The following is a 12,945-nucleotide window of genomic DNA, read 5'->3' as shown; positions in this document are numbered from 1 at the left end:
CGAATATTAGAATATAAAGATTATAAAAACAGGCGAAATCACGAACATTATTTTTCAATATTCATAAAAATGATTTAAATTTCGGATATCCCTTCTTTTACCGCCTGGTTCGAGTTAAACGCAGACAGTATCACGCTTTCGGTTTAGACTGCGAAATTTCCAACAAAAAAAGCGCAAGGTTCAAACTTGCGCTAAAAGTCTTCTCTAGGCGATAAGGAAGAGAATTTATTGTATTGCTTGATAAAGAGCAGCTCAACAGTCCCTCGAGCCCCGCTCCGATTCTTTTCAATGATTACTTCGATCACATTTCGATTTGCTGCAGATTCTTCGTCTTCCTCGCCTTCACGATCATAATAGTCATCACGATACAAGAAAGCCACGATATCCGCATCCTGCTCGATAGATCCTGATTCACGGATGTCACTCAATACCGGACGCTTATCCTGACGCTGTTCAACACCACGAGAAAGCTGAGACAAGGCAATAATCGGTACTTTCAGCTCTTTTGCCAGCTTCTTCAACTGACGTGAGATCTCGGATACTTCTTGTTGTCGATTCTCACGCCCTGTTCCTTCGATCAATTGCAGGTAGTCGATCAATATCAAGCCAAGGTTTCCTTTTTCTTTGGCTAACTTGTGACACTTCGCTCGAATCTCAGAAACTTTGATTCCGGGAGTATCATCAATAAAGATATTGGCGCGAGATAGACTCCCCATCGCAACGATCAAGTTTTGCCATTCTTCTTCTGATAATTGTCCTGTTCGTAGATGACTCGCTTCAATAGACCCTTCCGCGCACAACATCCGATTGACAAGTGACTCTGCACCCATTTCCAAACTAAATATCGCAACTGCTTTATCTGTCTTCGTGCCTACATTTTGGGCGATGTTCAAAGCAAAGGCTGTTTTACCAACCGCCGGACGCGCTGCTAAGATGATTAATTCCTCCGACTGTAATCCAGCAGTCATTTTATCTAACGCAGCATAGCCCGTAGGCAAGCCCGTAATTTCTTCATCATTTCTCGCTAATTGATCAATATTTTCAATCGCGGTATTCAACACCTCACTGATGGTCAAAAAACCGCTCTTATTGCGTCGCTCTGATACTTCCATGATATTCCGTTCGGCAGCATCTAAAATCGTTTGTACGTCGTCTCCTTGCTCGAAACCCTCGGTCACGATATTCGTAGCCGTTTGAATCAAATTCCGCAAGAGAGATTTCTCTTCTACGATCTTCGCATAATAGCCTACATTGGCTGCCGTTGGAACGCTTAAAGCCAATTCAGATAAGTAACTTAAACCACCCGCATCTTCCAGCTGATTTTGTTGTTCTAGTAATTCTTTCACCGTTACTACATCGATCGCTTCGTTGCGGTCGTTTAGTTGAATCATTGCACGGAAAATCAATTGATGACCGCGACGGTAAAAGTCTTCTGGAACTATGTACTCCATAGCCGTAATCAACGCATCTGTCTCCAAAAAAATAGAGCCCAGCGTCGCTTGTTCGGCTTCAATACTTTGTGGCGGCACACGATCTTGTAACATTTCGCTCATGTTTGTTTACGCTCCTCTTCGTCCATCTATTTTACAAAATCTATCCACTAAATACAACAAAGAGTATAAGGAATTCTCTTACTTTCAAGAATCCTCATACTCCTCTTGTCATTATTCTTTTCGAATGATTTATTCTTCTACCACATGGACTTTAATTATTCCTTCTACTTCTGTGTGTAGTTTGACAGGAACGTTCGTATAGCCTAGTGTACGGATTGGATTTTCTAGCTCAATTTTGCGCTTATCAATTTTCAGATCATACTGTTTCTTTAAGCCTTCCGCAATTTGCTTCGAAGGAATCGAACCAAACAATCGTCCATCTTCGCCGCCCTTGGCTTTGATTTCGACAACCGTCTCTTCCTTTGCTAAAAAGTCCGCCAATTCTTTTGCTTCTGCTAATACTTCTGCAGCTTTTTTATCTTGCGCTTTCTTTTGTCCGCTTAGTTCTGAGATACTACTTTTTGTAGCCTCTTTCGCTAGATGATTTTTTAGTAAATAATTTTGTGCGTATCCTGTTGGGACTTCCTTAACGTCACCTTTTTTTCCTTTACCTTTAACATCTTGTAAAAAAATTACTTTCATTCTTCTGTCCCCTCCGTTAACTGTTTATTGATTGCTTCGAGCAATTGTTCTTTTGCTTCAGCAATACTGCTATCCTTCAATTGAGTAGCGGCATTTGTAAAATGGCCGCCACCACCCAATGCTTCCATCACAATCTGGACATTAATCGTCCCAGAGCTGCGTGCACTGATCGCGATTACCCCATCTGTACGTTTGATAATGACAAAGGCTGCATTGATATCCACCATCGACAATAATGTATCCGCAGTCTTGGCTGCTGTTACGCTATCGTACTCTTGGGTATCTGTCCCTGTAGCAATTACGATGTCATCCCTAACATAGTCACTCTCACCTACCAGCTTACTGATTTCCAGGTAAGACTGAATATCTGTACTCAATAAATATTGTACTAAAGAAGCATCCGCTCCACAAGTCTTTAAATAACTAGCGACATCGAATGTTCGAGCCGTGGTCCGTACTGCAAAATTTTTCGTATCGACTGTAATTCCAGCAAGCAGCAAAGTAGCTGTCATCTTGCTCATTTTTTGTCGTTCATTGCTTTCAAATTGAATCAACTCTGTTACCAGTTCTGAAGCGGAGGATGCAGAAGATTCAATATAAGTTAATAATGATTTCTCAGGAAATTCTTCTCCCCTTCGATGATGATCAATAATAACAATATTTTCAAACTGCTCATATAATTCCTGGTCAATGGATAACGAAGGTCGATGATAGTCTACCATCACTAACAGGTCGCCTGGCTTCCGCTGCTTCTTAGCCATTTCGGGTGAAATCAACAAATCTTCTAAATCCCCGTTTTGATGAATCTCTTCCAAACAACGTTCTACATCAGGAATCGTCTCTTCTTCGTTGATTACAATTTGAACGTTCTTATCATGGTATCGGGCTAAACAGGCAACACCAAACGCCGAACCAATGGCATCCATATCGGGAAAACGATGCCCCATAACGAAAACATTGCCCGTTTGATTGAACACATTCTTCAAGGCCGTTGACATGGCACGAGAACGTACCCTTGTTCTTTTCGCCGCACTCGCTGAATTTCCGCCATAGAAGACAGGTTTATTTCCCTCACCAGCATTTTTAACGACTACCTGATCCCCGCCTCGCACTAGGGCAATATCCAGATTGTTTTGCGCTTCATCGCCAATGACCTCTAGAGACTCCGTTCCATAACTGATTCCCATACTAACAGTAATCAGCATCTCTTGCTTCTCTGCTGAAACACGAATATGCTCTAACAAATTGAAATTATTCTCAATCATCTTTTCCAGATCATCATACCTAGCGAAAAGAAAGAAACGCTCCGCATTCACACGCTTATAGAAAATCTGATAGGAGTCCATCCAGTCAGAAATAATTGTTGTAATAAAGGAATTCAAATTTGAAATCTCCTTATCATCTCGACGATCTATCACATCATCATAATTATCGACAGAAAGAATCCCCACAACTGCTTGTTGTTGCTTTTCTTTATTCTCTAATGCGTATTCCTTCGTTATATCAATCAAATAAACGACACGCTTCTCATGATTCAAATCAAAATGATAGAGGATATCACCTATTTTGTAGATACTTTTTCCCTTTTCAGCTCGTTGCAGCAGCTCATTGACCATGTCCTGCTGATCCTCTTTTGTCAGATCTTGCACACTTTTTGTTATCGCTGGGTTTGTCCAAATAAACGTATTATTTTCATCCCAGGTAATGATCCCTACTGGCATATCCTCGGACACATAGTCCAACGCTTCTTGGGCACGATGAGAGGCATATTGAATTTTTTGCTGATTGCTGATTTCAATACGATTTCTCAAAAAGACCGTATAAATCCATAACAAAAGGTCAATTAATATAACAATCCCTGCTGTCAAAATAGTAAATGGCAACAAAAAGATCGCTGCTAATTGAATCAATAATAAACAGAGGAAGAAAAAAGACCATTTTATTTGAGGTTTATTTTTCATTTATACCCTCCTATTTTAATCACGCTTGTTTAACTACTAACAAGCAAGTTTCAAGTAAAACAAGTTAATTGTCCAACAGTGTAATTCTATCACAATCTCCTCTAGCAAGCGACTTTCTTGAATGTTTCACGTGAAACAAAAAAAGAGACTTCAAAAATGAAGTCTCTTTTAAAATTACATTTTATTCTTCAGAAACGAATGCTAATAAGCCCATAATACGAGCGCGTTTGATAGCGATCGTTAATTTACGTTGGTTTTTAGCACTTGTTCCAGTTACACGACGAGGTAAAATTTTACCACGTTCGCTAATGAAACGTTTTAGTAATTCAATATCTTTATAATCGATGTACTCGATATGATTTGCAGCAATATAGTCTACTTTACGACGTTTGCGACCTCTTCTTTGTTGTGCCATTCCGTTTCCCTCCTATTCAATTGTTAGAATGGTAAATCATCATCTGAAATGTCGATTGAGGACCCACTGAATGGATCTGAATCTCGATCGAAGTCAGGCATAGTGTTCTTAGCTGACTGAGAGGATTGATCATAGTTGTTGTTGTTAAAATTATTTGACCCGCCTTGGAAATTGTCATTAGAATTGCTTAGATTCTGTTGACGTTGTTCACTCGCATTGCGAGATTCCAATAATTGGAAGTTTTCAGCAACAACCTCAGTCACATAGACACGTTGTCCTTGCTGATTTTCATAATTTCTTGTTTGGATGCGTCCCGTAACCCCTAAAAGAGTTCCTTTACGCGCGTAATTAGCTAAAGTTTCAGCAGATTTCCGCCAGATCACACAATTGATAAAGTCCGCTTCGCGATTCCCGCTTTGATTCGTAAAATTACGATTCACCGCTAAGGTAAACGTTGCAACCCCAGTACCATTTGCTGTATAGCGTAAATCAGGATCCTTTGTTAAACGACCAACTAATACAACATTATTAATCAAAGTAAAGCCAGCTCCCTTCTCGTCAATTGTTTCACGTGAAACAATTATTCTTCAATCTTAACGATCATGTGACGAATAATATCGTCATTGATTTTTGCAAGACGATCGAATTCGTTAACTGCACTAGCTGTTGTTGGTGCAGTTGCATTGACGATATGGTAGATACCTTCACGGAATCCGTTCATTTCGTATGCGAAACGGCGTTTTTCCCAATCTTTTGAATCGATAATTTCTGCACCATTATCTTTCAAGATTGTATCGAAACGTTCTACTAAAGCAGTTTTTGCTTCTTCATCAATGTTCGGACGAATGATGTATGTGATTTCATACTTCGTATTTTGACTCATTGATTTTCACCTCCCTATGGACTATAAGGCTCTTAAATTTTTAAGAGCAAGGAGAGCGATCTAAATTTTATCTAGACTACTCACAAATAATCATTATACATAATCGTCCTACAAAAATCAATTGTTTATTTACTTTAAGTTACGAAAAAAGACTGGGATTGCTCCCAGCCTTTAAAACTTTTTTATTCTTCAGCATCTTTTGTTGATTCATCCGAAGTTTCAACCATTTCATTTGTTTCGGTCTCTTCAAGTTCTTCATCTTCTTTATCAACGATTGCCATGGTCACGACTTTCGTATTTTCTTCCATCTTCATCAATCGAACGCCTAAAGTAGCGCGACCTGTTTGCGAAACACCCCCGACATTGAAGCGAATAATGACACCTTTGTCAGTAATCAATAAGATGTCTTCATCACCATTCACAACAGTCAATCCGGCAAGTGGACCGTTTTTATCTTTGACATTCGCAGTCTTGATACCTTTACCACCACGGCCTTTAATTGGGTATTCTGAAGCTTTGGTTCGTTTACCATAACCTTTTTCAGTAAGAACTAAGACCTCTTGATCCTCTTTCAATACTGCTGAACCAATCACATAATCTTCATCACGTAAGCGAATTCCGCGGACACCGCTAGCGGTTCTTCCCATATCACGAACGGCTTTTTCTTTAAACGTTACAGAATAGCCATCATGAGTCCCGATGATGATTGTTTCATCACCTTCCGTAGACATTACATTGACCAGTTCATCGCCTTCACGTAAGCCAATTGCGATCAATCCATTGGCACGAATATTTGAGAAGGCTGTTACAGTTGTTCGCTTGACAGTTCCTTTTCTCGTTACGAAGAATAGGAAATGGCCGTCTTCTGCTTGCCCATTAACCGAGATCACTGCTTGAATCGTTTCACTTGAATCGATCCCTAATAAATTGATAATAGGAATTCCCTTAGCTGTGCGTCCGTATTCAGGAACTTCATACCCTTTTGCCCGATAGACACGACCACTGTTTGTAAAGAACAGCAACGTATCGTGCGTGGAGCAGGAAATCAATGTCTTCACAAAGTCATCGTTGTGAATCCCCATTCCTTGAACACCGCGTCCACCGCGGCGTTGTGCTCGGAATTCCGTTGATGCGACCCGTTTGATATAGCCGTTGTTCGTCAAAGTAATGACAACATCTTCTTCTTCAATCAAGTCTTCGTCTTCAAGGCTCAAGACCTCGCCCACTAGCAGCTCTGTTCGACGAGCATCGCCATATTTTCCAGCAATCTCTGCTAATTCCGTACGGATGATTTCTTCCACACGCTCAGGACGCGCTAGAATGTCTTCTAAGTCGCTGATCGTCTTCAACAGCTCTTGGTACTCATTTTCTATTTTCTCGCGTTCTAAGCCCGTTAAACGGCGTAAACGCATATCTAAAATTGCTTGCGCTTGACGATCAGATAATTCAAAGCGTTCAATCAACGTGGCTTTTGCGATATCATCCGAAGCGGAGTTGCGGATCGTAGCAATGATCTCATCAATATGATCCAATGCGATACGCAGACCTTCTAAGATATGTGCCCGTGCTTCGGCCTTTTTCTTATCAAAGATCGTCCGGCGAGTAATCACATTTTTTTGATGCTCGATATAGTTTTCTAGGATTTGTTTCAAGTTCAATATTTTTGGTACGCCTTTTTCGATTGCCAGCATATTAAAGCTAAACGACGTTTGTAAAGAAGTCATCTTATATAAGTTATTCAAAATGACTGAGGCACTAACGTCGCGGCGAACCTCGATAACAATACGCATACCTTCGCGAGAAGATTCGTCCCGCAGATCAGTGATTCCTTCGATTCGTTTATCCCGATGCAATTCAGAAATACGTTCAATAAGCTTCGCTTTATTGACCATATAAGGCAATTCGGTAACCAGGATTCGTTCTTTCCCGTTCTTTTGTTCTTCAATCTCAATTTTTGCCCGTACGGTAATTGAACCCTTCCCTGTTTCATACGCTCGACGAATACCGGATTTCCCCATGACTAACCCGCCAGTTGGGAAGTCTGGTCCTGGAATGCAGTCCATTAATTCCTGCGTTGTTGCCTCAGGATTTTCCATCAATAGTTCGATTCCAGCTGTAACCTCTCTCAAGTTGTGAGGCGGAATATTCGTCGCCATGCCGACGGCGATCCCAGTTGCCCCGTTGACTAGTAGATTAGGAAATCTTGCTGGTAATACCACAGGTTCTTGCTCACTGTCATCATAGTTTCCTTGAAAATCAACAGTATCTTTGTTAATATCCCGCAACATTTCCATTGCGATCTTACTTAAACGCGCTTCGGTATAACGCATCGCCGCAGCACCATCACCATCAACAGAACCAAAGTTTCCGTGACCATCTACTAACATATTGCGATAGCTGAAGGACTGAGCCATCCGAACCATCGATTCATAAATCGCACTGTCTCCGTGAGGATGGTATTTCCCCATAACATCCCCAACGATACGGGCTGATTTTTTGTGAGGCTTGTCTGGTGTCACTCCTAGTTCATTCATTCCGTATAAAATCCGACGATGAACGGGTTTTAATCCATCCCGAACATCTGGTAAAGCACGTGCTACAATAACGCTCATCGCGTAATCAATGAAGGAGTCTTTCATTTCACTGGTTAGATTGACGGCTTGTATATTCTCTCTTCGATCTTCCAAATCGATCCTCCTCACTAAATATCCAGGTTCTTAACGTAGTGCGCATTTTCTTCAATAAACGCACGGCGCGGCTCTACTCGATCGCCCATCAGCATTTCAAAGACTTGATCGGCTTCGATCGCGTCATCAACGCTTACCTGCAGCATCAAGCGATTATCTGGATCCATTGTTGTTTCCCATAATTGATGGTCATCCATTTCTCCTAACCCTTTGTAACGCTGAACATTAGGTTTCGGTGTTGCTGGCAGTTCAGACATTTTTTGTGACAATTCTTCTTCTGCATTTTTACTTGGTTGGATATAAGTAATATTCTTCCCTTGTTTAATCCCGTACAACGGTGGTTGCGCGATATAAACATACCCTGCCTCCACGATTGGGCGCATGTAGCGGTAGAATAACGTCAACAGCAACGTCCGAATATGAGCCCCATCGACATCGGCATCAGTCATGATAACCAATTTATGGTAACGTGCTTTCGATACATCAAAGTCTGCTCCAAAACCAGTTCCCATTGCTGTAAACAATGATCGGATTTCTTCGTTGGCCAAAATTTTGTCCATGGAAGCTTTCTCGACATTCAAGATCTTCCCGCGAATCGGTAAGATTGCTTGAAATTCTCGATTCCGACCTTGTTTCGCTGAACCACCAGCGGAATCTCCTTCGACGATGAACAATTCACATTTCTTCGGATCGTTACTTGAACAATCGGCCAATTTACCTGGCAAGTTGCTGATTTCTAACGCACCTTTACGACGTGTCACTTCACGAGCGCGTTTTGCTGCCAAACGTGCCTTAGCAGCAAGGATTCCTTTTTCAACGATTCGACGGCCAACAGAAGGATTTTCCATCAAAAATTTCAAAAAGTTCTCAGAGAATAAACGATCTGTAACCGTACGAACTTCAGAATTCCCAAGTTTTGTTTTTGTTTGTCCCTCGAACTGTGGTTCCGGATGCTTAATCGAAATAACCGCTGTTAATCCTTCTCGTACATCTTCACCAGAAAGATTTTCATCATTGTCTTTCATGATTTTCTGCTTGCGTGCGTAATCATTGATTACACGCGTCAACGCTGTTTTAAACCCAAATTCATGCGTTCCGCCTTCATACGTATGAATATTATTAGCAAAACTCAAGATATTGGTATGGTACCCATCTGTATACTGCATGGCTACTTCAACCGTGATATCTTGTTGCTCCCCTTCAACATACACAGGCTCCTCAAAAATGACTGCCTTACTATGGTTCAAATGTTCAACGTAACTTTTGATCCCGCCTTCGTAATGGTACTCACGCAAAACCGGTTTTTCTTCACGTTTATCTTCTATCGAGATCTTCAATCCTCGATTTAAGAAAGCCAATTCTCGAACCCGAGTAGCTAATTTATCAAAGTTAAAGACTGTTGATTCTGTAAAAATCTCAGTATCCGGCATAAAATGAACCGTTGTTCCATGTTTCTCTGTTTCACCGATCACTTTTAAGTCATCTACAACAGCACCGCGACGATATTCTTGGAAATAAATTTTTCCATTTTTAAAGACGCGTACATCCAAGGACGAAGACAACGCATTTACGACTGAAGCCCCCACACCGTGAAGCCCTCCAGACACTTTGTATCCGCCGCCGCCGAATTTCCCACCGGCGTGCAAGATCGTATAGACGGTCTCCAAGGCAGGACGACCTGTTTTCGCTTGGATATCGACGGGGATTCCCCGGCCATCATCGCTGACGGTAATACTATTGTCTTCTTCGATCACTACATGAATGTGAGACGCAAATCCCGCTAGAGCTTCGTCAATGGAGTTATCCACGATTTCCCAAACAAGGTGGTGCAATCCTTCTGTACTGGTTGAACCAATATACATCCCAGGACGTTTTCGAACTGCTTCTAACCCTTCTAGTACCTGTATCTGACTAGCATCGTACTCTTGGGCACGTTCTAATAAACTCTTTTCCTCTTCTGTCATCTATGTCTCTTTCCTTTCTATCTGCCCTTGATGGACATAAAAAATATCCGGATGGACCGTCATTTTCCCTTTCACATGATTCAATGTTGTTGTTGTTAAAAATGTTTGGACCTTGTTTTCGATCGTCTCCAATAAATGGATTTGACGACTATCATCAAGTTCACTCATGACATCATCTAAAAGTAAAATTGGATATTCACCTGTTTCTTCTTTCATCAAATCAATTTCTGCTAATTTGACACTTAGCGCAGTCGTCCTTTGTTGACCTTGTGAGCCATAGGTTTGGACGTTCTTTTGATTAACTTTAAAGATTAAATCATCTCGATGAGGACCTAAAAATGTATTTCCTTTGAAAATTTCCCGCTTGCGGTTTTTCTGTAATTCTCTTAGAAAAACTGTACGGATTTCTTCAACACTTTCATTTTCAAGCGGAAGACTCGCCTCATATTCGATTGCTAATGCTTCTTTTTGGTTCGTGATCTTCCCATGCAAGTCATTAGACCAACGTTCCAGCTTTTTAACAAACTTCAAACGATTGGCTAAAACTTTACTGCCAAAATCTACCAATTGCTCTGTTAAAATATCGAGATATATCTCATCCGTCTGCTTTTTCTCAGATAATTGTTTTAAATAAAGATTTCGCTGCTTTAACGTCTGCTGGTATTGAGCCAAATCATAAAGATAGACTGGATTGATTTGGCCTAACTCCATATCAATAAAACGTCGTCTGGTCTGCGGACTTCCTTTTACTAAAGACAGATCCTCAGGTGCAAACAAGATAACATTCAACTGTCCAATATAGCTGCTCAGCTTCTTTTGTTCAATATGATTAACTTTGGATTTGCGTCCTTTTTTAGTCAACAGCAATTCCAATTCCAGCTCGCTTGTCCCACGTTCTATACGCCCTTTAATTTGAGCGAAATCATCCTTCCAGCCGATCAATTCTTGCTCACTGCTCGTACGATGACTACGGGTCAATGCTAAAACGTAAATACTTTCCAAAAGATTGGTTTTTCCCTGAGCGTTTTCTCCTAAAAAAACATTTAATCGGTTAGGAAATTTCAAGACCAGCTCTTGATAATTACGATAGTTTTTCAACTCTAGCTTATTCAGCTGCATCGTGTTCTTCCTTATTTTTGACCATAAAAAAAGTTCCTACCTCAGGAATCTCAATCATCATTCCAGGATAGAGCTTTCGGCCGCGGCGATTTTCTAACTCGCCATCTACAAATACTGTTTCTTCTGCTAGAAACCACTTGGCTTGTCCACCGCTAGAGATTACATTGATCTCTTTCAATAACTGACCAAGCGTCATGAACTCTGTTTCTAAAAAAATTTTTTGTTTCACATTCATCCCTCATTTTCATGCTAGAAACACCTCTTTATTATACCCTTTTTTAAGAGATAAAACAAATTAACTCGTTGTATTTTTCGATTTAAGAAGTTCTAAGCCGTTTTTATTAATTCACTCAAAAAAAAGTAAAAGGCCTTAAAATCGATTTTAAGACCTTTTACTGGAATTGCGTATTTTACAAAATATTTTCATATTTTTCAAAAAATTTGTGAAACTCACTAGATTTCCTTTAATTTGTGCGCACTGGAGTAATTAATTGAATAAAGGATACGTCCCCTTCACTTGGTTCAAGAGTAAATGGACGGATTGCTGAAATAAATTGGATCTTGATACTCATATCCCCAAAAGCACGCAGAGCATCTTTCATATAGTCAGGGTTAAAAGAAATTTCTAACGGGTCTCCACTCACTTTTTCGTAAACCAATTCTTCTTCAACTTTACCAATTTCTGGCGAGTTTCCGTAAAGAATGACTGAGTTATCGGCGATTGCTAAGCGAACGATATTGTTGCGTCCTTCATGAGAAAGCAACGATGCCCGTTCAATTGCTGCTAAAAATGTTGGAACAGAGAACGTGATTTCCGTATTAAAGCTTGTGGGAATCAAACGATTGGTATCCGGATAATTTCCTTCAAGCAAGCGAGAGTAAAAATACATCGTAGGTGTTTTAAATAGGACTTGATTTTCCATGATGCTGATTTCGACCTCTGCTTCTTCATCAGATAGTGAACGAGAGAGTTCCACTAAGCTTTTCCCAGGAATAACAATATCAAAATCTTTATTGGCATTTTCTATAGGAACAATTCGTTGGCTTAATCTATGGGAATCCGTCGCTACAGCTAACAATTGTTCGTTAGACATTGTGAAATGAACCCCTGTTAAAATTGGACGACTTTCGTGTTGAGAAACAGAGAAAACTGTTTCTCCGATTAATTTTGTCAACATGTGGACAGGCAATTTCAATTGATTTTGCTCTTCTACTACTGGCAAATGTGGATAATTATCTGCATCTAAACCATTGACTGTAAAGTGAGCCGCACCAGATGAAATCAATACTTGATAATTTTCTTGTACTTCTAGAGTAAACGTTGTTTCTGGCAAACGTCGGATGATTTCGCTAAAGAATCGCGCTTGTAAAACAATTGTCCCCGGTTCAGAAATCTGTAATTCTGCTTTTTCATCATCCGCAGCTAGAAAGGTTTCTATGGAAATATCTGCATTACTACCTGTTAAGTTCAGGCCTTCGTTATTTAGTTCAATTTTCACTCCCGTTAAGATTGGGATGGTTGTTTTAGTAGAAATAGCTCGTTGCACTGTTTGTAATTCTTGAATAAAGCGAGCACGGTTAATCGTAAATTTCATAATGAAACTCCTTTTTAAATTATTTATTTATTTTTAGTGAAGCCATACGTACGTAAAAGGATACTGTGTGATCATAGGCCTTTTCTTTTTATTTATTTAAGTAAATTAAATAATAAAAGTAGTAGGTCCTGTTAATCTTGTGGAAAAATCAGGTCAAAGAGTGCTGCATCAAGTTTTCCACTTGTG

The 12,945-nt window shown here is 40.2% G+C and carries 11 protein-coding genes; all 11 read right to left on the bottom strand.

Features of this window, described 5'->3' with window-relative positions; genetic code table 11:
• Positions 1-191: 191 nt before the first annotated feature.
• Entirely contained in the window at positions 192-1,553 is a 1,362-nt protein-coding gene (dnaB, locus tag A5868_RS00180; protein ID WP_010782255.1) for a replicative DNA helicase, read from the bottom strand.
• A 129-nt stretch (positions 1,554-1,682) separates the two neighbouring features.
• Positions 1,683-2,135, bottom strand: coding sequence for a 50S ribosomal protein L9 (rplI, locus tag A5868_RS00175; protein WP_010782256.1), 453 nt, complete (start codon positions 2,133-2,135; stop codon positions 1,683-1,685).
• Positions 2,132-4,096 carry a DHH family phosphoesterase gene (locus A5868_RS00170; RefSeq protein ID WP_086305995.1) on the bottom strand — a complete coding sequence of 655 codons (1,965 nt, stop codon included), beginning with the start codon at positions 4,094-4,096 and terminating at the stop codon, positions 2,132-2,134. Before A5868_RS00170 ends, rplI begins: the two co-directional genes overlap by 4 nt.
• A gap of 181 nt (positions 4,097-4,277) precedes the next feature.
• Entirely contained in the window at positions 4,278-4,511 is a 234-nt protein-coding gene (gene rpsR, locus A5868_RS00165) for a 30S ribosomal protein S18 (RefSeq protein ID WP_010742563.1), read from the bottom strand.
• Between the two features lie 23 nt (positions 4,512-4,534).
• Positions 4,535-5,047, bottom strand: a complete 513-nt coding sequence (gene ssb, locus A5868_RS00160; protein WP_086305996.1) for a single-stranded DNA-binding protein — start codon at positions 5,045-5,047, stop codon at positions 4,535-4,537.
• A gap of 44 nt (positions 5,048-5,091) precedes the next feature.
• Positions 5,092-5,394 (bottom strand): 30S ribosomal protein S6, encoded by a 303-nt coding sequence (rpsF, locus tag A5868_RS00155; RefSeq protein ID WP_010742561.1) that lies wholly within the window; start codon positions 5,392-5,394, stop codon positions 5,092-5,094.
• A gap of 182 nt (positions 5,395-5,576) precedes the next feature.
• Positions 5,577-8,081: a DNA gyrase subunit A gene (gene gyrA / locus A5868_RS00150; RefSeq protein ID WP_086305997.1), complete on the bottom strand. Its 2,505-nt coding sequence runs from the start codon at positions 8,079-8,081 to the stop codon at positions 5,577-5,579.
• A gap of 14 nt (positions 8,082-8,095) precedes the next feature.
• On the bottom strand, positions 8,096-10,045 hold the full coding sequence (gyrB, locus tag A5868_RS00145) for a DNA topoisomerase (ATP-hydrolyzing) subunit B (RefSeq protein WP_010782260.1): 1,950 nt from the start codon (positions 10,043-10,045) through the stop codon (positions 8,096-8,098).
• Positions 10,046-11,164: a DNA replication/repair protein RecF gene (recF, locus tag A5868_RS00140; RefSeq protein ID WP_086305998.1), complete on the bottom strand. Its 1,119-nt coding sequence runs from the start codon at positions 11,162-11,164 to the stop codon at positions 10,046-10,048.
• Complete coding sequence (yaaA, locus tag A5868_RS00135) at positions 11,151-11,393, bottom strand: S4 domain-containing protein YaaA (protein ID WP_086306025.1); 243 nt, start codon at positions 11,391-11,393, stop codon at positions 11,151-11,153. Before yaaA ends, recF begins: the two co-directional genes overlap by 14 nt.
• Positions 11,394-11,628: 235 nt before the next feature.
• A complete protein-coding gene (gene dnaN, locus A5868_RS00130; protein WP_010782263.1) occupies positions 11,629-12,759 on the bottom strand; it encodes a DNA polymerase III subunit beta in 1,131 nt (376 codons plus the stop codon).
• Positions 12,760-12,945 lie beyond the last annotated feature (186 nt).

The sequence above is a fragment of the Enterococcus sp. 12F9_DIV0723 genome (assembly GCF_002174375.1).
Taxonomy (GTDB): domain Bacteria; phylum Bacillota; class Bacilli; order Lactobacillales; family Enterococcaceae; genus Enterococcus_A; species Enterococcus_A gilvus.
Note: the sequence above shows the minus strand (reverse complement) of the source record. Positions and strands in the feature narration are given on the sequence as shown.